Raw genomic sequence first — 26,247 nt, forward strand, 5'->3', positions numbered from 1 at the left:
TTACTTGTTTGTTTGAATATGGATGCACGAAAGCAAATCGCTTTCGTTCGATAGAATCAATTTTATCTATCTTTATCTTACGTTATTTATAGGGAATATCAGGAGAAACCACGAAATGAAAAAAAATCTTTACAAGTAGACAAGTGCAGTGATATAATCTATAAACGGGTAGATTTTCTACTCCCCGCTCTATGTAGACATAGGGCCATAGACCAAGAGGAGGTGTACAGTATGAAAAAATATGAAATTATGTACATCGTGAACGCATCTTTAGATGATGCAAGTCGCACAAGTGTGATGGATGGTTTACACAAAATCCTAACTGACCGTGATGGTTCAATTGATAAAATTGATGACATGGGTGTGAAAGAGTTCGCGTATGAAATTAATGACATGAACAAAGGTTATTACGTTGTTATTAACGTAACAGCTAACAACGAAGGAATTGCAGAATTCGAACGTTTAGCTCGTATTAACCAGAACGTTGTTCGTTATATGATTATCAAAACAGAAGCAGAAAAATAAGTTTAGGAAGGAAGAAAGACTATGATCAATCGTGTTGTATTAGTTGGAAGAATGACGAAAGATCCAGTATTGCGTAAAACCGCATCTGGTGCGAGCGTAGTATCATTTACGATTGCATGCGATCGTCGTGTGAAAACAGAAGGACAGCCAACAGCTGACTTCATCAATACCGTTGCTTGGAATAAAACAGCAGATATCGTTGCACAATATACTCATAAAGGTTCTTTAGTTGGCGTAGAAGGTAGAATCCAGACACGTAGCTATGATGACCAAAGTGGAAAACGTGTGTATATCACAGAAGTGGTAGCCGATTCTGTTCAGTTCTTAGAATCTAAGAATGCTTCCGCAGGAAATGCAAATGCATATGTTCCTGAAGACACATTCAATCAGAGCCAAGGATACCAAAGCGATGACAGTGCTTCACAGTCTTACTCCAGTGATTTTGCGAGCAGCGATACATTAGATATCGCCAGCGATGATTTACCATTCTAAATGGTAGAAAGGAGATTTTACAATGGCATTTAAAAAACAACGTATGGGACGTAAAAAAGTATGTTACTTTACGAAAAATAAAATTGAAACAATCGACTACAAAGATATTGAATTATTGAAAAGATTTATTTCCGCAAATGGAAAAATCATTCCAAGACGTGTTACAGGAACACGTGCGAAATATCAACGTATGTTAGCTACTGCGATCAAACGTGCTCGTCAGATGGCTTTATTGCCTTACGTAAGCGAATAATTTATATAGCATAAATTAGGCTAATCAAATGAAGTCCTTAAATACTTGGATAATCATGTATTAAGGGCTTTTTTGTTTGTTTTATATTTATTATATCCTCTTATTTGTTCTTAGCACTTGTTAATAAATTGGTGTGTAAATTGGAGTAAAAAGTATAAATGGTGTAAAATTCAAAAAAAGTAATGGAGTAAAAACATAAATGAAAAAAAGGCATAACTTATAGGCATTAGATTGTCTACCTCGTTATAGCCTTTTTTGTATAATATGTTATTTATTCATCCCTTTATTATCTGTTCTTTCTAACAAATAATCTGTTGAAACATTGAAATAATCAGCGATTTTAATAAGTACTTCATATGGCATGGTACGAGTTCCGCTTTCATAACTTCTATAGGTTCTAGGGTTCTCTCCTATCTTTAGGGCAAAGTTTGCTTTTGACATATCGTTATCTTCTCTTAATTCTGCAATTCTCTTAAATTCCATACTATACCACCTCTAAGTGAATTATAAGATAGAGTAATCATAGTATTGACAAATCGGTACGAAATGAACCGATGATTATTGAATTATATGATTATGTAAAGTATAATGACTGTATGTAAGAGGGATAGGATAAAATGAATAAAGAGAAATTGATAGAAAATATTAAGCATCATAAGAAAAAAATAACCATAGTGATGATAGTATTACTACTCATTGGTGGTGGCTCTATTTACGCATTATCTAATAATGGTAATAGTACAACTCCTAAGAATGCTAAGCAATCAGAAATAAAAAAAGATGAAGATAAATCATCTAATAATAAAAAAAGTGATGATACAAAATCTGATGAAAAGTCAAATGATGATAACGCCACATCATCGGACAACGAGGACACAAAAAAAGACACTAAATCAAATACTACCTCAACAAGTGATAACGATGATAAAAAATCTAACAATGAAAGTTCATCAACAGATAAACCATCAAATGGTGGTTCAAGTTCATCCAATGACAATGCTAGCAAACCCAATACTCCTAGTCATGAACATTCTTGGGTTGAACAAACAAAACAAGAATGGATCGCGCCAGCAACAAAGACTGAACAATATGTAATCAAAGATGCGTGGACTGAACAAAAACCTATCATGGAGTATTTAGAAAGGGCTATCTGTAATGGATGTGGTGCAGATATAACTGATGTTATTACAAGTGGTGGATTCAAAGCCCATGTAAAGGCATGTCCAGCTAATTCAGGAAGTTGGAGAACTGAGTGGAAGAACATTCAAACAGGAACAGAGACTATCAATCACCCAGCAGAATATGGGACTCGTACTATAACAGTGCAAGATGGATATTATAAAACAGTTGTAACAGGTCATAAATGTAGTGGCTGTGGTAAAACAAAATAATGAGGGATAGGATAAAATGAATAAAGAGAAATTGATAGAAAATATTAAGCATCATAAGAAAAAAATATCCATAGTGATGATAGTATTACTACTCATTGGTGGTGGCTCTATTTACGCATTATCTAATAATGGTGATAGTGCAACTCCTAAGAATGCTAAGCAGTCAGAAATAAAAAAAGATGAAGATAAATCATCTAATAATAAAAAAAGTGATGATACAAAATCTGATGAAAAGTCAAATGATGATAACACCACATCATCGGACAGCGGGGACACAAAAAAAGACACTAAATCAAATAGTACCTCAACAAGTGATAACGATGATAAAAAATCTAGCAATGAAAGTTCATCGACAGATAAACCATCAAATGGTGGTTCAAGTTCATCCAATGACAACACGAGCAAACCTAATACTCCTAGCCATGAGCATTCATGGGTTGAACAAACAAAACAAGAATGGGTTGCACCAATTACAAAAAATGAACAATATGTCATCAAAGATGCATGGACTGAACAAAAACCGATTATGGAAATGAGAGAACATGTTTACTGTACAGATTGTCGTATAGATATGACATTTATGTCTAATTCTGATATGTTTGCCCATAGTAGGAATCATATTAAAAATGGTGAGAGTGGTGGATCTTACTCAAACTGGGTAAATGAACAAGTAGGCACAGAAACCATCAATCACCCAGCAGAATATGGAACACGTTCTGTAACAGTGCAAGATGGATATCATAAAACAGTTGTAACAGGTCATAAATGTAGGGGTTGCGGTAAAACAAAATAATGAGGGATAGGATAAAATGAATAAAGAGAAATTGATAGAAAGTATTAAGCAACATAAAAAGAAAATATCCATAGTGATAATAGCATTGGTACTCATTGGTGGTGGCTCTATTTATGCATTATCTAATAATGGTGATAGTGCAACGCCTAAGAATGCTAAGCAATCAGAAATAAAAAAAGATGAAGATAAATCATCTAATAATAAAAAAAGTGATGATACAAAATCTGATGAAAAGTCAAATGATGATAACACCTCATCATCGGACAACGAGGACATAAAAAAAGACACTAAATCAAATAGTACCTCAACAAGTGATAACGATGATAAAAAATCTAGCAATGAAAGTTCGTCAACAGATAAACCAGCAAATGGTGGTTCAAGTACATCCAATGATAATACGAGCAAGCCCAATACTCCTAATCATGAACATTCTTGGGTTGAACAAACAAAACAAGAATGGATCGCACCAGTAACAAAGACTGAACAATATGTAATTAAAGACGCATGGACAGAGTATGTTTGGGTTGAACGTATGATGTGTAGTGGTTGTCATAAAGATATTTCTCATTTAGCAGGAACTCCAGCTCTTGAAGAACATAAAAACTACCATATTGACAGAGGAGAGCCAAGTGGGTTTTATTCAGGCAGTGGTTATGAGGAAATCAACCACCCAGCTGAATATGGAACTCGTACTGTAACAGTGCAAGATGGATATTATAAAACAGTTGTAACAGGTCATAAATGTAGAGGTTGCGGTAAAACAAAATAATGAGGGATAGGATAAAATGAATAAAGAGAAATTGATAGAAAGTATTAAGCAACATAAGAAAAAAATAGCCATAGTGATAATAGCATTGGTACTCATTGGTGGTGGCTCTATTTATGCATTATCTAATAATGGTGATAGTGCAACGCCTAAGAATGCTAAGCAATCAGAAACAAAAAAAGATGAAGATAAATCATCTGATGGTAAAACTAATGATGATACAAAATCTGATGAAAAGTTAAATGATGATAGCACATCATCAGACAATCAAGACACAAAAAAAGATAATAAATCAAATAGTACTTCAACAAGTAATACTGATGATAGAAAATCTAGCAATGAAAGTTCGTCAACAGATAAACCAGCAAATGGTGGTTCAAGTACATCCAATGATAATACGAGCAAGCCTAACACTCCTAATCATGAACATTCTTGGATTGAACAAACAAAACAAGAATGGATCGCACCAATTACAAAAAATGAACAATATGTGATAAAAGGCGCTTGGACTGAACAGGTTCCAGTTAAAGAGTTTCGGGAACATGAGTTCTGCTCAGGTTGTCATAAGGATATAACTGGTTGGGCAGAGAGTCAATTAATCGCTCATCAAGATTATCATATGGATAGAGGTGAATCGAGTGGTTGGTATTCAGAGTGGCGAGAAGATGCTGTAGGTTACAATACTGTAAATCACCCAGCAGAATACGGAACTCGTACTGTAACAGTGCAAGAGGGATATTATAGAACAATTACCACAGGGTTTAAATGTTCTTGTGGTGTAAAAAAATAAGGAGATGAAGTAAATGACAACAAAATGGATATCTAAAGGTGATTTAAAAAAACTTGGTTTAAAAAGTATTAGTTTGTTTGATATGAAATTGGATAAAATTATTATAAGCAAAAGTAGCGAACACGTAGGTGAGGACTTTTTGAAGGATATACTTCCTAAAAAATTAGAAAATTTGGAAAATGAACACCAATGTTGCTGGGCACACAAAGGGTTAAACGTAGAACATACCCAAAGGTTTTGTAATGAATGGAAACAGGAGACAGGGGATGATATATATGTCTTTTTTCCATATACACCTTCTAATTCCACTAAACACAGTCAAGTCACTAAATACAATGAAAATACAACAGGAACGGAAGGATCAGTTGCATTTGTGATCAAAGAATTTTTGTATATCAAAGAAACCCTAGAATTTAAAAAGTTATATAAGCATTATTGGGCAGTGAATAAAAATGAAGAAAAAGAGGCATGTAATACCTTGAAAAGTTCTGTGACAAGCAAATGTTTGAAATTAAAAAAGAATGTTGATATTCATCAAAAAATTGAAGAAATACAGTATAGTGAAGAAGGAGAGGAAACAATTGGTATCTTGGTTGCAAAGCTCCAATATCCTTATCATATAAAGCTATAATAAGAAATATTTGTCGAGATTCCATTATGGAGTCTTTTTTTTGCCTTTTTCAACAAATTTATAACATCATAGCTTGCGAAAATAAATTACTTTTAATACCAATAGATAGAACAAGGCTATTCATAAGGAAAAGTTGATAAAAAAACCTAAGAACTATATGAAAGTACTAGAACAAGGCTATTTTCGGCAAGACAATGAAAATCGCATTTCCCCTATATAAATTCCAGCAACAGTCTTTTTATTTGCTGGATTTTTTCTATATATATTGACTGATGAAGTTAGTTGATAATCAAAACCATGAACAAGTAGTAGAACATGGGCAATTACGCATAGAACAATAAAAAGGTGTATATAAAAACCTAAAATTCTTCAAACTACGTAATCGATTTTCACAAACCTAATTAGTTCTAATGAACAATCTAAAAAGATTGTAGGACATTCTAGTCCGGAAAGGAAATTTATATGAAAAATATAGGTTTTGAAGAAGTAATGGTGCCTTTAGATAATGTCTTAGGTACTGACGATGTCTATGTACAGGCAATCGAGAAAGTATTGAATAGTGCTACAAATGAAGTGAAAGCAGTTAAACTCACTTGTAGTCATGGCAAACTACCAAACGGAAGATTTCTGCGAACATTCAAGGTGCGTATTGAAACTGCCATTTGCAAAATCACCCAAGAAGAAATTGAAAAAAAGAACGGACAATTTTGCGTTTCATTAGAAAATGCTTACGTATCTCCGTACGCTTTTATCACTGAAAAAGGTATTTTGCTGAAAGGTGCATCTGTTTCTGCAACAGACTTCACAGTAATCAATGAAAATGATATGGAGGTACAAATATAATGGGAAAGTACGATTTTCAATATCAACCACCCTGTTTAGCAGTTTATGTTAAGGATGCTTTTAAAAATTGGCTACACGACCATAATCGTGAGCCAATAATTGCACCACAACTTTGGTTATTTGCAACTGATGATATACGGAAGAAATTGAAAACCTCTATCGTCAACAAACACATGGAAGTACCGATGACACGTGTTGCATCATTGAGTTGCAGAAAAGTGGAAACAAACTTTAACCTTGGTGTGTTTCTAATGAGTTTTGATGCAGTTTATAATCTAAATACTCCGGATAAAGCTGAACTATCAAAGAGTATTAAGGCTGATATTATAAACAAATACAATGCTATTTTAGATTTTGCGGAATGTAATTGCTTTGATAACCTGAATGATATGATCGTTGTCGAAATGAGAAAAAATATCATTAACGTTTATGTAGCAATGAACAATACCGGACTTGTCCATGTGCAACATAAACAAGAAGTAATCGATAAAAAATTTAGGAAAATTCTTAAACTCTAATTTGAGATTTTCTTCATGTTTATAAGAGGTGCTAGAAATATTTAGGTAGCATCCCTAACTTGACATTGTTGGCGGTGAATGCTCACGGATGATGCCCTCAAGGCAGAAAAGTGGGAGCGTTTGCCGACATCAATGCTGATTGCAGCGATTTTCTGCAATCATACACCGGTTTAAGGCAGACCTCTAAAACTACAGTAGTTAGGTAGTTACAAGGATTTTATGCTGAATATACCCAGTAAGTGGGCTTTTCCATTTGGGGAGCTTGTCCCAAATGGTAAGTAGTAGAGTAGTAAAAAAGGAGTTATTATGAAAAAAGAGAAGAAATCAATTTCAAGAAAAATGGCGGAAATAGTAAGCAATCTTGAAAATGAAGATGGCACTATTTTGTTTGACCTAGATTTCATGAAAAAAACACTCGAAGAAAATACAGGTTTTGATGAAGATGGTAACCAAAAATATATAGATAAATTTGCATGGATCATTCACGACAAAGATACTAAAATTGTTAAAAATGATGAAACCGGCGAAGAAGTGGAAATATCTGTGATACCACATGTGCACCTACAATTACATTTTCCGTATGCGGTGTCATTCAATCGCATTGCTCGAGATTTCAAAATTGAAGAAAATTTTGTTAGTACCATTAAATCAAAAAAATTTGCACGCGCTTTGCTTTATTTAGTGCATGGTAATCTTTCAGCACAGGATAAGTACCAATATAATTGGGATGAAGTAATTAGTAATTTTGACGTTGAACAGGAAGTAACAAAACTTACTAACAAAGTTCTTCTTAAAGATATCCTTGAACAGATTTTGAAAGGGGAAATAAAAAACTATAACAAATATGAAAAAATTCCGAGTGAAATTTTACTATATTATAATAGCAAAGTTGAAACTGCATTCAAGCTTAGAGCAGAGAAGATGATTGCTTCTTCTCACAATAGGTCAATAAATGTCATTTTGATCTATGGGGCTTCTGGGGTAGGAAAAACAACACTTGCAAAGAGAATAGCTGAAAGTTCTAATCTCAGTTATTATATATCTTCTGAGGGGAAAAACTGGGCAGATGATTTTTCAGATCAGGAGTGCGTGATTATGGAAGATTTTGATGAAAACGCCATCAATTTTAAATCGATGCTACGGATATTAGACAATAATTGCAATGCAGGAATCAGCGCTAGATACAGAAATCGATTTATAGAAAGCGAATTATTTATTATTACAACAACGAGATCAATAGATGAATTATATTCCAATCCATTTAATGAGATCACTCCACAAGACATGATTCAGTTAAAACGTAGGATAACTACGACTATTCATGTCATGGAAGATATAATCATAGTTTATCAATGGGATAAAGTGAATAAAAGGTATAAACAAGTTTCGTCTTTCGTTAATGACACCTTAGCTTATATCGAGGAAAAGACAGTCGCCGAGGAAAAGAAAAATGCTATTGATTATTTGTCATTTTTAAATGAAACCACAATAAAACAAACTATCAAGCAATCTAAACATACGGGTAAAACATATAAGCCGAGTGTGTTAACAGATGAAATATTCACAAATTTAATAGAAGTGAAAAAGAAAGAGGGATCAATATGATATGAATGCAAAAAAACAAATAAGCATTAAAGATAAAGCTTTGTTAAATGTCAATGAGATGATGGCTTATACAGGGTGGGGAGAAAATACAGTAAGAAATGAGCTGAATCATCCAAAATGTTTGTATGTAGTTAGAAAAGGAAATCGCCTTTATGCAAATAGAAAATTATTAGATAAATACTTAGAGAGTATATCTGGTGTTTGATATAGAAAATGAAGTGGATATATGATAGAATATAATCATGTTTTTACTTCATTCTTTCAATAAATAGAAAGGATGAGAATTATGGGCAAAAATTTAAAAGGACGTGAAATAGGCAAGGGAATTAGTCAAAGAAAAGATGGGACTTACATGGGACGGTTTGTAGACCGTTATAAGAATCGACAAACATTTTATGACAAAGATTTAAAAATGTTACGAAGAAGACTTGAAAAAGAAAGACATGATTCAGAATATGGTCTTTTGTTGAATGGTTGTAATATAACGTTAGCAGACTGGTTTGATGAGTTTGTGAAACTATATAAAGTTGGATATGTAAAAGAAACAACAATTTATAGAATTAAACAAACGTTCTCGCCTTGTAGAAGTGATGTTATTGGTATGATGAAATTATGTGATATTAGAGCATTTCATATACAAAGACTTTTCAATGAATTGCATGAAAAAGGCTATACTTATGGAACATTGAACATGTTTAAATCATTGTTAAAAGAAATGTTTAAAAAGGCTATTGGAAATGGTTTTGCTACATTCAATCCATGCGAATCAATTGTATTACCCAAAAAAGTAAAATATGAATCGAGATATTTGACTGAAGAAGAACAAACTATGTTTTTAGAATCAGCAGAAAGTTATCAGCATTATGATATTTTTTGTGCAAACCTCTCATGTGGAGCACGTATAGGAGAGTTGCTAGGATTAAAATGGGGCGACATCGATTTCGAACATAAAAAAATCTTTATACAAAGAACGTTGCACTATGCTAGATTAAAAGATGATGAGGTATGTCACTTCTTCTTTACAACACCTAAGACAGAGGATAGCAAGAGAGTGATTCCGCTACTGTCAGACATGGAAAAGGTTTTAAAAAGAGTTCTTAGAAAGCAGTTAGCGATTAAGGCGTTACATGCATCACAATGGAAACAAGTAGAACCCTTTGTTGATATGGTATTCACTACACAACAAGGTGTTCCTATTCGATATGGTGATGTAAACAGGACAATAAAAAATGTGGTTATGAAAGCCAATTTACTTGAAGAAGAAATTGCTAAATTAGAAAATCGAGATCCTTATTATCTTGAACCATTTTCACCTCACTGTTTCAGACATACTTTTGTTACAAAATGTAAAAAGAGTGGAGTTTCGTATGAGACGATTAAGAATTATGTAGGGCATAGTAAAATCGAAATGACTGCATACTATGATCATAATAAACCTGAAATGGACATTGATGATTTGAATAGAATATCATTTGTTTAAATGGTGTAAAATTGGTGTAATAAAAAAATGTGGGATGGATAAGGAACGTAACTATAGTGTTTAATGATTTCTGCTATACGTTAGCGAATAATCGTGATAACCTCCATCTGTAACCAGGTGGAGGTTTTTGTATAAGAAAGGAGATGTTTATATGAATCAACAAACTAGAAGAATCACGGAAGGAGCTATGATGGTAGCTTTGGTTGGTGTGATGTTATTTGTGAATCGACAATTTGCGAATATGATGGAATTCTTTCTGTATTGGATCTTAACATTTCCTATTCTTGTCTATACAGCAAAGTATGGAATAAAATCAGGAATTACAACAGCGGTTTGTATGTTGTTGTTGAGTTTGATGATTTCATCACCAACCACTATATTTTATCTATTTTGTTGTATTGTTGTGGGGCTTGTATATGGAGAGGGAAATCGTAGACAATGGAAGAATGGAGTTCTTCTAATATGGAGTGGGATAGTTACCTTTGTATCCTATATTATTACGACGATGGTGTTGGCAAGTATCTTTGGATATAATCCGAAAGAAGATATGGAAATGGTACGCATGTTACTAGAGTTTTTACATGTGAATTTAGGAAGTGTTTCCTTAGCTCAAATCATTCCAATGATTGTACTTTTGAGTGCCGTATTGATGAGCGTTCTTCAGACCATTTGTATACATTTAATCTCGAAGATATTAATGGCACGTTTAAAAATAGAAACCTTACCAATGAAGTCCATGTTTGATATCCATGTTTCAAAAGTATGGGGAATCATAATTATTATCATTTGGGTGCTATTTTTAGGTAGAAATGTGCTAAAATTAAACCAAGAACTTTCTACTTTGATAGTTGCGTTATTTCTATGTGCATTTGTATTTGCGATAGGATATGGAGCACTTACTTGTATGATGAAAGCCATTGTGATGAAGAAGCGAGGACTTGTTTTTTTGATTATGATTGGAATCTTTATTCGATACGTACAAGATGGAATCGCAATTGTTGGAATATTAGATATGCTGTTTTCTTTAAGAGAACGGATGAAACGAGGTGTCATACGTGGATAAGTTAGAGAATTTTAAGATTCAGGTTGCGATTATTGTGCTTGCGGAAATTGCGGCTGTCGTTGTTTTATATATGGCAGACATAGAAGGAGTCAAGATATCACCGATGGTTGTTCTTCTACTTTTCAATGTCCTAATTTTTATTTGGATTATTACCAAATATGAAAAAGATAAGATGCAGAGATATGTAGATATCTCTAGAATTCTTGGACATGACGCAAAAGATGCGTTGATGTTTGGAGAGATTGGAATCATTACTTATGATGAACAATATAATGTTACTTGGGTAAATGATTTTATCATGCAAAGAAAGATTGATATCGTTGGGAAGAAAGTTACTTCCTGGATTACAGATATATCCAATTTGTTTCAAGGGGATGTAGATGTTATTTCAGCGAAGAGTGAAGAGTATGTGTATGAAATTACACGTAAAGAGAATGCACAAGTGTTGTATGTACGTGATGTAACGCAACTTGCTAATTTGAAAGAACAATATGAACAAGATGGTGTCGTGGCTGGTTTGATTCAGTTAGACAACTATATGGAAATACAACAATATGAAGATGAGAGTACTATGGCAACCATTAACATGCAACTTCGTCAGCCGGTTATTGAATGGGCAGGACGTTATGGTATGTTTATTCGTCGTTTAAGAAGTGATCGATTCTTAGTAATCTTCAATGAATCTATCTATGAAGATGTAGTGAAGGATAAGTTTGATATTTTGAATACGATTCGTAAAAATGCAGAAGAGATTGATGTACAGATTACCTTGAGTATGTCCTTTGCGCGTGGTACGGATGATTTCCAATTGTTAGATGATATGGTCAATGATTTATTAGAGTTGGCTCAAAGTCGTGGTGGAGATCAGGTTGCTGTGAAGAAGTATGGCGAAAGTGTGAAGTATTATGGTGGAAGTAGTGAGTCACGTGAGAAACGTAGTAAAGTACGTGTGCGTGTCATGTCTCAGGCAATCAAAGAAGCCATTTCAGAAGTCAACCGTGTATTTGTGGTAGGACATCAGACGATGGACTTTGACTGTATGGGAAGTGCTTTATGTATGTCTCGTTTAGCATATGCTTATGGTAAAGAATGTTATGTAGTGAGTAAGAGCGGTGGTATTGAACCACAACTACAAGAAGCATTGGATGGATATGGAGAAAAGATTACCTTACGCCATAACTTTATAAGTGATGAAGAAGCAAGTAAAATGATGGAAGAGACGGATTTATTGATTGCGGTGGATCATCATAATCCTAAACAATCAGGAGCTCCACTTACTTTAAGTGAAGCAAACCGTGTCATCGTAATTGACCATCATCGAAGAAGTGAAGATTTTATCACAAATCCTTTATTGGTGTATGTGGAATCAAGTGCTAGTTCGGCTTGTGAATTGGTAACTGAATTCTTACCATACCAAAGCAATAAAGTAGATATAAGTGAAGAAGAAGCAACGTTGATGTATGTTGGTATTCTTGTGGATACCAATCGTTTCAAAATGCGTACGGGAAGTCGTACATTTGAATCTGCAGCTTATTTGAAAAACTTAGGGGTAGATCCAATCATCGCTGAGAATATGTTGAAAGAAGATTTCGATGATTTTGAAGCGAAGACGGCAATTATGAAATACGCTAGAAGATATAACAACGGATTGATTATAGCGGCAGTAAGTGGAAATGAACGATGTAATCGTACCCTGATGTCACAGGCTGCGGATACCCTGTTAAGTATCAAAGATGTAGAAGCAAGCTTTGTCATCTCTGCCTTAAAAGAAGGTAGCATTGCGGTGTCTGCACGTAGTAAAGGAACGATCAATGTACAAGTTATTATGGAAAAGATGCATGGTGGAGGACACTTTAGTGCCGCCGCTTTACAACGTGAAAATACAACCGTGATGGAAGTAGAGAATGAATTAAAAGAAAAGATACGCGAATATTTAGACGAAATAAAGGAGGATTCAAACAATGAAAGTAATCTTGTTAAGTGATGTTAAAAAAGTAGGTAAAAAAGGGGATATCGTAGATGTATCTGATGGATACGCAAGAAATTTCCTTTTGAATAAAAATCTTGGAGTATTAGCAACCAAGAAAAGTATGGAAATCTTAGATGAAGAAAATGCACAACATGCAGCAGAAGAAAAACAAAAAGAAGTAGATGCACAAGCATTAAAAACAAAATTAGAATCAATTACCCTAGAATTCCATGTAAAAGCAGGAGATGGTGGACGTGTGTTTGGCGGAGTATCCACAAAACAAATCGTGGAACAACTTCGTGAAAAACATGGTCTTAAAGTAGATAAACGTAAAGTTATTGATACAGGAACGATTGCCTCTTTAGGGTATAGCAATGTAAAAATCGATTTATATAAAGGTAAGGTTATTGGTGTTATTAAAGTTCACGTCATTGGATAGGAGAGATTGGTATGAGTAGAGAATTACCACATAGTAATGAAGCAGAACAATCTATATTAGGTGCGATGATGATTTATCCCAATGTTGCCTCTATCGTTTATGATCAAGGACTTGGGGCAAAGGATTTCTATTTAGATATTCATCAACGGATATTTAGTGCTATGATGGATATTGGAGAATCTGGAAAACCAGTGGATGTGACAACCCTTGTATCACGTTTACAAGATACAGAACAGTTGAATTTAGTTGGTGGTGCAGATTACATTATCAAACTAAGTGATACTGCTATATCCAGTGCAAATAGCACATATTATATAGAGATTATAAAGAGTCGTGCACATTTACGACATCTAATAGAAACAGCAGAATTGATTGCGGAAGATGGATTTGATACAGCAAGTGATTTAGATGAAGTAATGGATAAGGCAGAACGTGAAATATTAAAAGTCACAAGAAGCCGTAGAGCAACAGATTTCAAATCTAGTCGTGATGTATTATCTACTGTTATGCAAGAATTAATTAAACTACGTAGTAGTGATAATCATGTAACAGGTATTAAAACAGGTTACAATGATTTAGATAGAATTACCAACGGTTTTCAACGTGGTGATTTGATCATCTTAGCAGCTCGTCCAGCCATGGGGAAAACCGCATTCGCGCTAAACTTAGCGCTGAATGCAAGCTTCTACAACCCAGGCGCGATCGCTATATTTTCTCTGGAAATGCCTGCGGAGGCATTGATGAAACGTATTTTAAGTGCGAAGTCCTCCGTGCAATCCAATAAATTAAGAAGTGGAAATATTGATGATAACGAATTTAATAAATTGAATGAGTCTGCCAATGAATTGATGGCGACCAAACTTTTTGTGGATGATAGTTCCAATATCAAAATTAGTGAAGTGTTCTCAAAATGTCGTAAGCTTCGTTCGGAGCATGGACTTGATTTAGTTGTCATTGACTACTTACAGTTAATTAGTGGTAGTGGCAAAGGCGGTGGCGATAATCGTCAACAGGAAATCTCTGAAATCTCTCGTTCTTTAAAAGGACTTGCCAGAGAGATGGAGTGTCCTGTAATTGCCTTATCCCAGCTATCTCGTTCGGTAGAAAGTAGACCAGATAAACATCCAATGTTATCGGATTTACGTGAATCTGGAGCGATTGAGCAGGATGCCGATATTGTTATGTTCTTGTACCGCGATGAGTATTACAACAAAGAAGAAACACCAGAAGAAAATGCAACGGATAAAACCGATGTGGATATCGCAAAACATCGTAATGGGGCAACAGGTAGAATAGAACTGGCATTCCAGAAATCTATTTCAGCCTTCTTTAACATTGCTCGTGGCGATTATTAGAAAGGATTGTAATACATGAAGTTTGCTCTTTTGGCGAGTGGATCCGCTGGCAACTGTTGCGTCATTAAACATAACGATAGCAGCATTGTCATCGATTGTGGCTCAACAAAAAAATATTTAATGGAATGTTTTGGTCGCATGGAATACGATCCAGCAAGTGCGGATGCGATTCTCATTACCCATACGCATAGTGATCATGTGGCACAAATGAAAACATTTGAACATATTCCAACCTATGCAACACAAGAAATAAAAACTAAGAATTTAAAGAATATAGAACCCTTTGAGGAATTTGATATCCAAGACTTTCATATCACCGTGTTGCCATTGAGTCATGACTGTGAAGGAACTGTTGGCTATATCATTGAAGCAGAAGGTGAAAAAATGGTCTATGTTACAGATACTGGTTATGTAAAAGATGAAGTAAAGCAGCGCATAGTAAATGCGGATTACTACATATTTGAAAGCAATCATGATATTGAAATGCTCATGCAAACCAATCGTCCTGTGTATTTAAAACAACGGATCATTGGAGATACAGGCCATCTTTGTAATGAAGATTGTGCAAATATTATAACGGATGCCATGGGTGAAAATACCAAAGAGATTATCCTAGCTCATATTTCAAGAGAAGGAAATACAAGGGATTTAGCTCTAGAGGCATTGGAAAAACAACTTGCTAAAAAGAAGATTGATGCGGAAAATATCGTACGATATCCTGCAGAACAATTTGGCATGTATGTAGGTGGAAATAAAAAGTAGAACGAATTGGATTTTTCCAAACTGTTCTACTTTCTTTTCTTATTTCGAAAATGCTGCTGCAAACCATGTTGCCAAGAAGATAAATAATGCAATTACACATACATCGATAACAAGAGGAATGATTAGGCGTTCCTTTTTACAAAGTTGAATTGTTTGCATAAAGGATTGCTTTGTCCAATTGAAGTTTTTATAAAGTGTAAGGGCGAATAAGATTGCTGCAGGGTAATTGAACATGATAAGTTGTGCGAACGCATAGATTGTACTACGCAATTTGAATTGTGCAATGTATGCAGGGGATGTGATTTCATCAAGTGCTTTACGAGTACGTAACCACATGAAGAAGTTCATGAAACAAATAAAGAATCCTGCCGTTAAAATCGGAGTTTTCACGATTAATTCTTGATAGCCAAGATTTGTTTGCATCATGAGCAAGAAGATGAAAACCATATATAGTACAGGGAATATAAGGCACATGAAACGTGCGAATTTATAAAATTTGAAATTCTTATTTTTAAAATACATATCTACTTTATTTGGTTTCATTGTGATAATCCCCTTTCAATGGGTCATTCAAGTACTCACAGCCTTCTAAAACGAAGAAGCCATTTTCTACGATTGGAGTAATTGTACCATCATAATGATGCGCACGCAAGGATTGAATTTCATCATATGGGATGGTTAAATCGTAGTGGATACCTGTATAAGCTTTGGTTACATCTTCATGACGTGCGATACTAAATTCATTATCTTTCGCAACTAATTCTTTTCCTGAATGAACAGAATAGATGCTGTTGTCTTCGGACCAAGCAAAGCATGTATCTCCGATTGCCATATGGGGACCTAGTTTTTCAAATATGAGGGTGTGTAATTTATATAAGATTCCATCTTCCTTCGCTTTTACATAGGCAAAGGTATTGGTGCCAAGGGCAAATTCTCCCATAGGTAGAGTGTCGCGATGATGAAAGATGACATCCTGTATCAATTCATCATTTTTCTTAGGGTCATCGAAGTTTTGACAACTTGCTTTTTTTACGAAGCCGTCTTCAAATTCCATACGAATATCTTCAAATGCAATTTTAGAAATACGTGCTTTACGAATATGTAATAAACCATTCGTTCCAAGTAATTGAGGACTCGTGAATACTTCTCCTATGGGAATATTGATATCGGCTCCACAGTTGGAGAAGTTGCTTTGATGTGCAGGGTCTTTAAGTTTTGGTAGTTTTACTTTAATGTTCGTTTCATTCTTATTGGAACCTATTATTTCCACAAAGTCACTTTGATCAAATACATCGATTAAGAGTTCTTGGATAGCTTCATGTTTTGTTGGGTCCATAAGATTGATTTCCATAACATCTTGGAATATCTTTTCATAGTTATCCTCACAGATTTCACGTGTTGGATATGCCATTCCCGTAAAGCTTATTTCTCCTTTAGGAACGTATGTTTCAAAGATGATTTTTGTATCCATTTCATATTGTTTGACCAATTTATTTTGTAGCTCATTCATATGAGCAGCACTTTCTTTTGTTGTTGTGTCTAACTTGTTTTGTCCAAAGGAAACCATGATGATATTTCCTAAGTACGTATGTAAGGCATCTTTATAGAGTTCGCATACTTCTTGATATGCACTTTTTTTATGTGACATATAAGCATCATCACAGAACAAAGCCTCTTCTTGGCGATGATCGAATAAGACTTGTGGGTCTATATCTTTGTACACTAGTTGGGCAATACATCCTTCTTGGTGATCTTCTTGTAATAGCTTAAGGATAGAAGCTCCCACTCTTTCTAATCCTACGATTAAGACAACGCGTGAACAATCACGGTTTGTCTTTTTCTTATTTCTAACATGAAATCCTTTTTGATAAGCACGCACCATTTTTTCAGCTAATTGAAGAATTTCATGTTCCTCTTTCTTTTGTATCAGTTGTGCAAGTTCAACTTCAGCATTGCTAATATAAATTCCATAACGGAAGATGTAACGTAAATCTTCTAGGTCTACTTCCCGTAGAAGTTTTGTGGTGAAGTTGTTGGTTGTATAGTTTTGTTGGAAGTCTTGTGCTAATGTGTTATGTAAATCATTTTGTACGGCATCCTTTAAGTATTCAGTAGGATTATCAAGGATATGTTTTTTCAGGATATCTACATAACGTACAATTTGTTCTATGTGTTTGATATTTCGTTGGAAGATAGAGGGCATCATCATTTGCACTTGATAATACAACCAAGTACAAATAGGCGCAAGTTCCTTAGGTAATAAACTAGCGGTATACGCAGGGTTTGCATAAGAAGTATCATAACACTGTTGTACTTCTTGATACCAAGCATGATTATCTTGTAGTAGTTCTTCAAAGCTATGTTCCTTAAAGTAAGAATCCTGTAAGGTTTTAGAAAAAGATAATCGCTTTTCTAATTGGTTTGTTAATGTATCTAGATATGCTTGTATTGCGTTATTTTGTAGTTGCATAAGATGTCCTCACTTTCTATAAATGAAAAATCTCCTTACGGAGACCTTTCTTATTCCCAATCTATGATCTCTTTGATCTTTGTTGTAATTTGGATTACTTGTGTACCATATATGATCTGTAGAGATTTTTTACGTCGAACAATTCCAATTGCACTTAAGTTGGAAGTCCATTCTTCATCTGTTGCGCACTTTTCTACTTCTTTTAATTCTACACGTAAACGAGTGGCACAGTTGGTAATGTTTTCGATGTTTTCTTTACCACCAAGAGCTTCTAAGATACGTTGTGGTAAATCATCACTAATTTCAATTTTAACGAATTCATCAGATCCGATTTTTTCTGCTTCTTGTTTCTCTTTGTAATCTTTTTTAGAATATAATGCAAAGTCTTCTCTTCCATCACGACCTGGAGTTTTGATATCCCATTTTTCAATTGCCCATTTAAAGATGAAATAGAACACGATGAAGAAAATTGGAATCAAGAATACAAGTGGCCATGCATGTACTTTTTGTGGCTGTAGCAAGTTTGGAAATAAGTTTCTAAAGCTTGCGCCAATAATAGATACATTCAATGCTTCACATAGTACATACCCTAACGCTGTTAATGGTGCATATACTAAGAAGAACAATGCTGGTGCAACAAATAGGAAGGTATATTCAATTGGTTCTGTAATACCGATTGCAAATGCAGTCACAACAGCAGGTATCAAGATAGAAGCTGCTTTTTTTCTATTTTCCTTAAATGCTGTTTTATACATTGCATAGGTAATACCAGGTAAAGCACCAAAGTGAACTAAGATACGACCTGTTTCGAAGTTTCTTGTAATATATCCCATGGAATCAGGATCACCTAATTGCGCATACATAATGTTGGTAACACCTTGATATAGTTGTCCACCAATTTCCATTGTACCACCCATACTTGTATACTGTACAGGAATTAAGTGATGTAAACCAAATGGAAGTAATGCTTTATCTAAGAATCCAATAGCGAATGTTCCAAATAAACCAGAACCTGTTAACATATTTGTTCCAGAAGAAATTACGCTAGATAGAATTGGCCATCCAAAATACATGATGATACCAACTGGAATTGCAAATATAAACATCATGATGATAGCGAAACGTGGACCAGAGAAGAAAGACAGTGAAGGTCTTAACTTCTGTTGGTAGAAGCGATTGTGAATCACACTTGCCAAGAAAGCTGTGATATACGCTCCAAAGATAGAACTATCATATGTAAAGATTCCCAAGAATGTGGTATATAGAGCTGCCTTCATGGATGCATTATCCAAACTCATACCAGACGATACGAAGGCTTCTACGGTTGTAGTTTCAGGTGTGATACCATTTACTGCAAATAAAGATGAAATTACTTGGTTCATAGCGATAAAGAATACAACAGCACCAAACGCTGCCCATCCTTTCTCACGTTTTGCTAGTGAGAATGTAATTGCGACTGTAAAGAACAGTGGCAAGAAACGCATAACCATAAACCCTAAATCATTAATAAGCTTAAAGAAACTGTGAATCAAATTTCCTTCAACTATAATTCCCCCAAGACCCAAAGCCTGCACATTATTGATATTGTAGAACGCGGAACCAATACCAATAAAGAACCCGGCAACAACCATTACTATGATTGGTGTCATCATCGCGCCGGCAAATACTTGTATTTTATCTTTCATTGTTACACTCCTTTTCTTAACTTTATTTTATCATGATGATAGAAAGTGCTAAGCGTTGTAATTATTTAAAAGTTCCCTAACAATGTGGTAAAAATTAAACAATTAAAACGCTTTCATTGTAAGGGTTATGAAGGATAACAATATTTTATCATACTACTCCAAAGATATATACCCATCAACGATTACGAAAGACCAAAAAAAGGCACGCTTATTCAGCGCGCCCACACCATATATAGAACCATAACGAAATTGATTATTTCATATGTGCATGTTTTGTATCAACTGCAGATGTAAATAGTTTATATGCCAGATAGGCAGGTATAGCCGCAACAACTAATCCGACAGCGGATAACAGTATATTCATCGTTTCCATAACTCACATCTCCTTTTTACATCTATATCATAACGTATAAGAAGTTAAGGTGCTGTTAACGAAATAAGGACCATGTTAATTTTACATAAATATTCCAATAAAAAATTCATGAGCATATCAAAAGACAAAGCGCTTACATTTGTGTTAGCCTAGAGTTACAAAGTGATATGTCATGTGAATTTAGCACACAATCAAACATATCCTGTAATGTATGAGGAGGAAAAGCGAATGAACTATGTAACAAGTAAACAACAAGAAGAAGTAAGAAGCATCGTACGCGAGTATGCCGAGAAGGAAATAAAACCAATTGCGTTTATGCTTGATCAGCAAAACGAATTTCCAGCAGAAGCTATCAAAAAACTTGCGAAGTTAAACATCATGGGTCTTCCATATCCAAAAGAATATGGCGGAGCAGGAAAAGATGTATTAAGCTATGCGATTGCGGTAGAGGAGTTAAGTAGAGTGGATGGAGGAACGGGTGTTATCTTATCTGCCCATGTATCTCTTGGAACTTGGCCGATCTTTAACTTTGGTACAGAAGAACAAAAGAAGAAATATTTGATTCCACTCGCAAAAGGAGAAAAGATTGGTGCCTTTGGGTTAACAGAACCCAATGCTGGTAGTGATGCCGGTGGTACAGAAACCACAGCAGAGCTGAAAGGTGACCATTACTTATTAAATGGAAGTAAGATTTTTATTACAAATGCACCAGTTGCGGATACGTATGTAGTATTTGCTTTAACTACTCCAAATATCGGAGTGAAAGGAATTAGTGCATTTATCGTAGAAAAAGGATGGGAAGGTTTCACATTTGGAGATCACTATGACAAAATGGGAATTCGATCATCATCCACTGCGGAACTTATCTTCAACGATGTAAAAGTACCTGTAGAGAATTTATTAGGAAAAGAAGGCGAAGGATTTAAAATCGCAATGGCTACTTTGGATGGTGGACGTATTGGGATTGCTTCACAAGCTTTGGGTATAGCACAAGGTGCCTATGAAAATGCCTTGGAATATGCAAAAGAGCGTATTCAATTTGGGAAACCCATTGCGCAACAACAAGTCATATCCTTTAAACTAGCAGATATGGCTACAAAACTACGCGCTGCACGTATGCTTATTTATAGTGCTGCGGAATTAAAAGAACACCATGAACCATACGGTATGGAATCCGCTATGGCAAAACAATATGCATCTGATGTATGTCTAGAAATTGTGAACGATGCTTTACAAATATTTGGAGGTAGTGGATATTTGAAAGGCATGGAAGTAGAACGTGCGTATCGTGATGCGAAAATTTGTACGATATATGAAGGAACCAATGAAATTCAAAGAGTGGTTATTGCGTCCCATATCATTGGGAAACAACCAAAGAATGCATCCGTAGCAGTAAAGAGTGCATCTACCGCAATTACCGGAACACGTAAAAAAATGATCTTTAAAGAAGGTAGTGCAGAAGAGAAAGTAGATAAACTAGTAAGTGTATTAAAGAGCGATGGGTATGATTTTACAGTAGGAATTTCAATGGATACACCAATCGTTGAAGCAGAAAGAGTGGTCAGTGCTGGTAAAGGAATTGGTTCTAAAGAGAATATGGCACTGGTAGAAGAACTTGCCAAACAAGCTGGGGCAGCACTAGGTTCTAGTCGTCCTGTAGCGGAAACTTTAAAATATGTACCAATTGATCGCTACGTAGGAATGTCTGGTCAAAAATTTGCAGGAAACTTATATATTGCCTGTGGAATCTCAGGGGCAAGTCAACATTTAAAAGGAATTAAAGATGCCACAACCATTGTCGCCATCAATAAGAATGCGAATGCTGCTATCTTTAAGAATGCGGATTATGGAATTGTAGGAGACCTTATGGAAATCTTACCACTATTAAGCGCAGCGCTTGATGATGGAGAAGAAAAGAAACCGGCTCCCGCAATGATAAAGATGAAAAAACCATTCATTAAAAAAGAAGCACCATCCTACCCATTGCATATATGCAACGGATGTGGATATGAATACGATCCAACCATAGGTGATCCAGAAAACGATGTAGCACCAGGTACACCATTTGAACAATTAAGTGAAGACTGGGTTTGTCCAGAATGTGGCGAACTTAAAGACCAGTTTATAGAGAATTAGGAGGAGAACAATATGCAATGCGTAAGAAAAGTATGTGATGATTTATATTGGATTGGTGGAAGTGATCATAGATTAGCTTTATTTGAAAATATTCATCCAATTCCTAGAGGGGTCTCCTATAATTCCTATCTCTTAATGGATGAAAAAACAGTATTATTTGATACAGTTGATTGGTCTATAGGAAGACAATTTATAGAAAACTTAGAATATGTATTAGATGGACGTGACTTAGATTATATGATTATCAATCATATGGAACCAGATCATTGTGCATCTATTGAAGAAGTAGTATTACGTTATCCAAATGTACAAGTAATCTCTACAGAAAAGGGATTCCTTCTTATGCGTCAATTTGGTTTTGATGTAGATGGGAAAGAAGACACCGTAAAAGAAGGAGATACAAGAACCTTTGGTACACATACCATTACCTTTGTTGAAGCACCAATGGTACACTGGCCAGAAGCAATGGTAAGTTTTGACATAACCAATGGCGTATTGTTTTCCGCTGATGCCTTTGGTTCCTTTGGAGCCTTAGATGGAAAGCTATTCAATGATGAAGTGAACTTTGAACGTGATTGGATTGATGACGCAAGAAGATACTATACCAATATCGTTGGTAAATATGGACCACATGTACAAGCATTACTAAAGAAAGCAGGTACCATTGATATTAAAATCATCTGTCCATTACATGGACCAGTATGGCGTAATAACATCGGATACCTATTAGATAAATACCAACATTGGAGTACGTATGAACCAGAAGAAAAAGGGGTTCTTATTGCCTATGCATCCATGTATGGAAATACAGAGAACGTTGCCAATGTACTTGCGACAAAGCTAGTAGAAAAGGGCATGACGAATATTGCGATGTATGATGTATCCAATACCCATGTATCCCAACTTATATCAGAATCCTTCAAGTATAGCCACATTGTACTTGCGAGTGTAACGTACAATTTAGGAATCTATCCTGTAATGCATAATTTCTTAATGGATATGAAAGCTCTAAACTTACAAAAACGTACCATTGGAATCATAGAAAATGGTTCATGGGCACCAAAATCTGGTAGCCTAATGAAAGAGTGTTTAGAAGAAATGAAACAAATGAGTATTCTAAATGAAGAATTATCTTTTGTATCAAGTATGAGCAAAGCTAATACAAATGAAATGAATGCGTTAGTAGATGGTATCTTAGATTCTATGAAAGACTAACAACCAAAACACTTCACAATCGTGAGGTGTTTTTTTCCATGTACGAAGTAAATCACGCATACATTAACTGTACTTCATTTCCTGTATGTGTGATAAATTCCTTACGTATTGATTAAGCAAGGAGTATACATGGTCGCAATCATTTAAAACGCGATTGGAACACAAAACAATCCACATCATGAAACCTTCAAAACTTAAACAACTCCTTCTATGATTCCTTTTACATATCTACTATAATATGATAACTGCATGAACAGTTAGCGACACTTTTTATAAATCATGCTATAATAAAAACAGAAGAAAAAACATTATGTAGCAATTTCAGGGAGAAAGCTACACATCAAAAATAATTAAAACTAGGAGGGGTTCTATGATAACTCGACACTTATTCATATGCTTATGGGCAGCCATTCCGTTTTTTACATTTTTACTGACTTGCGCTAGTTTGTTAGAATCCAGATTCACAAAGAGAGTGACGATCCTTATCACCCTTGTTTTTTTAACTGGTATCATTTCTTTACAAGTAGGAGGCTACCTATATAGTAAGGAGATTATGCTTGTTTTAACGATGTTGCCATTGACTGCATATCTGCCTGTGATTATATGTGTTTATATCCTTTCTAAGTCAGGTTTTTTTCAAACGTCTTCTATTTGGACAATTGCCATTTTGGTTTCAAGCAACTTAGAATTCTTTCGAAAAGCTATGATTAAAGGTGTAGATAATTATGGTATGAATAGAGGCGTTGTAATAAGTGTTAGTTTGATTATGGGAGCCATTATATTGTTATGGATTGTAAATGTTTATATGCGAAAAGCATTTCAATCAAATGTACTACATAACGATACAAATTGGTTACCATTATGCTTTCCTACGATTATGATTTTCATAAGTGTTTCTTATTTTAAAAATACGCCTAATAATTCTATTGTTTGGTTGATTCTCTTTTTAACTGCATTATCTGTATTCTTTATTATATCTCGTGTATTGATATTAGCTCAAAGAACGTTACAGATGAAAGAAGATGAAAGAGTTATCGCACAACAATTAAAGATACAACGACAAGAATATGAATCTATTTGTAAGAAAGTAGAACAAGGAAGAAGCTATCGTCATGATATGCGTCATCATTTAATGGTATTGAATACATTAGCAAGTAATGAAAATAGTGAAGAGATAAAGCAATATATTGCTAGACTTGATGAACATATGAAAGAAAGTGAACTTGTTCAATATTGTGAGAATAAAACAGTGAATGCAGTGATATCTTCTTATATATCACAAGCAAAAGAACTAGGTTACAATGTGCAATCAAACGTATTGATTCCAAGTGGGATGTTATATGATGAAATGGATATTTGTATTATTTTAGCAAATGCTCTTGAGAATGCGATTCATGCAATACAAGAAACAAATTCACCAGAAGCAAGTATCCAATTAAAAGCAGTCCTAGAAGATGAAAAGAAATTTATAATCGTAGTTAAAAACACGTATGATAAAACATACACATTTGATAAAGAAGGGCTTCCTATTGTAGAAGCACGTGCAGGTCATGGAATCGGTCTAAGAAGTATTAAAGCAATTACGGAGAAATATCAAGGAATATTACAGGGAACTTGTACAGATGGAAGCTTCCAGTTAAAGGTAATGTTATTTGAAGAAAAAATACCAGCATTAAGCGTACCAGAAAAAATAAAGCGTACGAAGAAAGCATCTTCAGCAACCTTAGCATCCATGTTATTCTTATGTCTTGCGTTCGGTGGAGTAGGTGCAATATATGCAACAGATGGAGAAAACATATTTGGAAGTTTCCTTCAGGTGAGCAAAGCAGATTCTATAAGTGCTGGTTGGGGAGCAACACAAATACATATGGAAATACCAGAGGTGAAACGAATAGAAGATCCTAATTCTAAAATAGCAAACGCAAATGAACAAACAGCAGATACCCAAAAAGAAAGTACACAAAAAGTCACAACAGCTCCTTCTCAAACAATTTCTTGGGAAGACAACAAAAACAGTGGAGGGACCATTCCTCCAATCGTAGAGGTTGAAAAACCAACACCACCATCTCCAGAGAAACCAAAGGAACCAGAAACTCCAGTAACACCAGTAGTTCCTGATACTCCGGATGTAAGCGAAGGCGTTGATGAAATCAATCAGAAAATGGAAGCTTATGTAGAAACATTAAGAGAAAAGTATGTATGGTATGTCGCAAGAAAATATGAAGGTTATGTAGCAATGGATACAAAATACACAACCGTACGTAACGATGGAGAACTCCTTATCATACGTTTTGAATCAACATTAAATGTAGGAGGCTCCCAAAATATATTCCGTCATTTTATGTTAGATATGAAAACAGGAAATGTGATAGAACTTAAAGATTTATTTACAGGTAAGTATGAATATGTAAATGTCATTAGTGAAGAAATATTATCACAAATGAAAGCACAAGTAGATGCAGGTTTAGCTAATTATTTTATACCTGGTGATATGTGGCCAGAAAGTGATTGGTTCCAATATATCGCGAGAAATCAGGATTTTTATATCAATGATCAAAATCAATTAGTGATTATCTTTGAAGAATATGAAGTTGCGCCAGGAAACGCTGGTTGTCCAGAATTTGTAATTCCTACAAGTGTTCTTACACCTATTCTATCCCAGCCAACCATATTAAAATAAAGAAAAAGAAGGG

At 34.8% G+C, this 26,247-nt stretch carries 25 protein-coding genes; 21 read left to right on the forward strand and 4 right to left on the reverse strand.

Annotation, left to right across the window (positions count from 1 at the left end):
• Positions 1 to 231 precede the first annotated feature (231 nt).
• The 3 genes from rpsF to rpsR are packed head-to-tail and all read left to right on the forward strand — an operon-like array spanning position 232 to position 1,270.
• Positions 232 to 525, forward strand: a complete 294-nt coding sequence (rpsF, locus tag ACWG42_RS05655; protein ID WP_455790716.1) for a 30S ribosomal protein S6 — start codon at positions 232 to 234, stop codon at positions 523 to 525.
• Between the two features lie 21 nt (positions 526 to 546).
• Positions 547 to 1,017, forward strand: coding sequence for a single-stranded DNA-binding protein (ssb, locus tag ACWG42_RS05660; RefSeq protein ID WP_455790718.1), 471 nt, complete (start codon positions 547 to 549; stop codon positions 1,015 to 1,017).
• A 22-nt stretch (positions 1,018 to 1,039) separates the two neighbouring features.
• Entirely contained in the window at positions 1,040 to 1,270 is a 231-nt protein-coding gene (gene rpsR / locus ACWG42_RS05665; protein WP_455790720.1) for a 30S ribosomal protein S18, read from the forward strand.
• Positions 1,271 to 1,537: 267 nt separating this feature from the next.
• Here rpsR and ACWG42_RS05670 read toward each other — a convergent pair whose 3' ends face one another.
• On the reverse strand, positions 1,538 to 1,753 hold the full coding sequence (locus ACWG42_RS05670; RefSeq protein ID WP_455790721.1) for a helix-turn-helix domain-containing protein: 216 nt from the start codon (positions 1,751 to 1,753) through the stop codon (positions 1,538 to 1,540).
• 134 nt (positions 1,754 to 1,887) lie between these two features.
• Between ACWG42_RS05670 and ACWG42_RS05675 the strand changes: the two genes are divergently transcribed.
• The 15 genes from ACWG42_RS05675 to ACWG42_RS05745 all read left to right on the forward strand — a co-directional run bounded on the left by ACWG42_RS05675 (position 1,888) and on the right by ACWG42_RS05745 (position 15,675).
• The gene (locus tag ACWG42_RS05675) at positions 1,888 to 2,661 is read left to right on the forward strand and encodes a hypothetical protein (protein ID WP_455790723.1); all 774 of its coding nucleotides are present in this window, start codon (positions 1,888 to 1,890) and stop codon (positions 2,659 to 2,661) included.
• 16 nt (positions 2,662 to 2,677) lie between these two features.
• Positions 2,678 to 3,454: a hypothetical protein gene (locus tag ACWG42_RS05680; protein ID WP_455790725.1), complete on the forward strand. Its 777-nt coding sequence runs from the start codon at positions 2,678 to 2,680 to the stop codon at positions 3,452 to 3,454.
• A 16-nt stretch (positions 3,455 to 3,470) separates the two neighbouring features.
• On the forward strand, positions 3,471 to 4,223 hold the full coding sequence (locus tag ACWG42_RS05685; protein WP_455790727.1) for a hypothetical protein: 753 nt from the start codon (positions 3,471 to 3,473) through the stop codon (positions 4,221 to 4,223).
• A gap of 73 nt (positions 4,224 to 4,296) precedes the next feature.
• Positions 4,297 to 5,010, forward strand: a complete 714-nt coding sequence (locus ACWG42_RS05690) for a hypothetical protein (protein ID WP_455790728.1) — start codon at positions 4,297 to 4,299, stop codon at positions 5,008 to 5,010.
• Positions 5,011 to 5,023: 13 nt separating this feature from the next.
• Entirely contained in the window at positions 5,024 to 5,641 is a 618-nt protein-coding gene (locus ACWG42_RS05695) for a hypothetical protein (RefSeq protein WP_455790730.1), read from the forward strand.
• Between the two features lie 462 nt (positions 5,642 to 6,103).
• On the forward strand, positions 6,104 to 6,484 hold the full coding sequence (locus ACWG42_RS05700; protein ID WP_455790731.1) for a hypothetical protein: 381 nt from the start codon (positions 6,104 to 6,106) through the stop codon (positions 6,482 to 6,484).
• The gene (locus ACWG42_RS05705; RefSeq protein ID WP_455790732.1) at positions 6,484 to 7,002 is read left to right on the forward strand and encodes a hypothetical protein; all 519 of its coding nucleotides are present in this window, start codon (positions 6,484 to 6,486) and stop codon (positions 7,000 to 7,002) included. Before ACWG42_RS05700 ends, ACWG42_RS05705 begins: the two co-directional genes overlap by 1 nt.
• Before the next feature lie 306 nt (positions 7,003 to 7,308).
• On the forward strand, positions 7,309 to 8,607 hold the full coding sequence (locus tag ACWG42_RS05710; RefSeq protein WP_455790733.1) for a Rep family protein: 1,299 nt from the start codon (positions 7,309 to 7,311) through the stop codon (positions 8,605 to 8,607).
• 1 nt (position 8,608) lies between these two features.
• Entirely contained in the window at positions 8,609 to 8,812 is a 204-nt protein-coding gene (locus ACWG42_RS05715) for an excisionase (protein ID WP_455790735.1), read from the forward strand.
• Positions 8,813 to 8,893: 81 nt separating this feature from the next.
• On the forward strand, positions 8,894 to 10,087 hold the full coding sequence (locus tag ACWG42_RS05720; RefSeq protein ID WP_455790736.1) for a tyrosine-type recombinase/integrase: 1,194 nt from the start codon (positions 8,894 to 8,896) through the stop codon (positions 10,085 to 10,087).
• A 151-nt stretch (positions 10,088 to 10,238) separates the two neighbouring features.
• On the forward strand, positions 10,239 to 11,150 hold the full coding sequence (locus tag ACWG42_RS05725) for a DUF2232 domain-containing protein (protein WP_455790737.1): 912 nt from the start codon (positions 10,239 to 10,241) through the stop codon (positions 11,148 to 11,150).
• Positions 11,143 to 13,134, forward strand: coding sequence for a GGDEF domain-containing protein (locus ACWG42_RS05730; protein WP_455790739.1), 1,992 nt, complete (start codon positions 11,143 to 11,145; stop codon positions 13,132 to 13,134). The genes ACWG42_RS05725 and ACWG42_RS05730 overlap by 8 nt, the downstream gene beginning before the upstream one ends.
• Positions 13,112 to 13,558, forward strand: coding sequence for a 50S ribosomal protein L9 (gene rplI / locus ACWG42_RS05735; protein WP_455790740.1), 447 nt, complete (start codon positions 13,112 to 13,114; stop codon positions 13,556 to 13,558). Before ACWG42_RS05730 ends, rplI begins: the two co-directional genes overlap by 23 nt.
• A gap of 11 nt (positions 13,559 to 13,569) precedes the next feature.
• Positions 13,570 to 14,913 carry a replicative DNA helicase gene (gene dnaB, locus ACWG42_RS05740; protein WP_455790741.1) on the forward strand — a complete coding sequence of 448 codons (1,344 nt, stop codon included), beginning with the start codon at positions 13,570 to 13,572 and terminating at the stop codon, positions 14,911 to 14,913.
• A gap of 15 nt (positions 14,914 to 14,928) precedes the next feature.
• Positions 14,929 to 15,675, forward strand: a complete 747-nt coding sequence (locus ACWG42_RS05745; protein WP_455790743.1) for an MBL fold metallo-hydrolase — start codon at positions 14,929 to 14,931, stop codon at positions 15,673 to 15,675.
• 39 nt (positions 15,676 to 15,714) lie between these two features.
• Here the strand turns inward: ACWG42_RS05745 and ACWG42_RS05750 are convergent, their stop codons facing one another.
• Genes ACWG42_RS05750 through ACWG42_RS05760 form a run of 3 tightly spaced genes read right to left on the reverse strand, consistent with a single transcriptional unit; the run spans position 15,715 to position 19,830 of the window.
• Positions 15,715 to 16,218, reverse strand: coding sequence for a hypothetical protein (locus ACWG42_RS05750; RefSeq protein WP_455790745.1), 504 nt, complete (start codon positions 16,216 to 16,218; stop codon positions 15,715 to 15,717).
• On the reverse strand, positions 16,205 to 18,145 hold the full coding sequence (locus ACWG42_RS05755) for an aminopeptidase (protein WP_455790746.1): 1,941 nt from the start codon (positions 18,143 to 18,145) through the stop codon (positions 16,205 to 16,207). The genes ACWG42_RS05750 and ACWG42_RS05755 overlap by 14 nt, the downstream gene beginning before the upstream one ends.
• Before the next feature lie 50 nt (positions 18,146 to 18,195).
• Positions 18,196 to 19,830, reverse strand: a complete 1,635-nt coding sequence (locus ACWG42_RS05760) for a PTS transporter subunit EIIC (protein ID WP_455790748.1) — start codon at positions 19,828 to 19,830, stop codon at positions 18,196 to 18,198.
• A 601-nt stretch (positions 19,831 to 20,431) separates the two neighbouring features.
• Between ACWG42_RS05760 and ACWG42_RS05765 the strand changes: the two genes are divergently transcribed.
• The 3 genes from ACWG42_RS05765 to ACWG42_RS05775 all read left to right on the forward strand — a co-directional run bounded on the left by ACWG42_RS05765 (position 20,432) and on the right by ACWG42_RS05775 (position 26,234).
• A complete protein-coding gene (locus ACWG42_RS05765; protein ID WP_455790750.1) occupies positions 20,432 to 22,339 on the forward strand; it encodes an acyl-CoA dehydrogenase family protein in 1,908 nt (635 codons plus the stop codon).
• 12 nt (positions 22,340 to 22,351) lie between these two features.
• Positions 22,352 to 23,554 carry an FprA family A-type flavoprotein gene (locus tag ACWG42_RS05770; protein WP_455790751.1) on the forward strand — a complete coding sequence of 401 codons (1,203 nt, stop codon included), beginning with the start codon at positions 22,352 to 22,354 and terminating at the stop codon, positions 23,552 to 23,554.
• A gap of 370 nt (positions 23,555 to 23,924) precedes the next feature.
• Positions 23,925 to 26,234 (forward strand): GHKL domain-containing protein, encoded by a 2,310-nt coding sequence (locus ACWG42_RS05775; RefSeq protein ID WP_455790753.1) that lies wholly within the window; start codon positions 23,925 to 23,927, stop codon positions 26,232 to 26,234.
• Positions 26,235 to 26,247: the final 13 nt, after the last annotated feature.

Source organism: Amedibacillus sp. YH-ame10, from assembly GCF_053848885.1.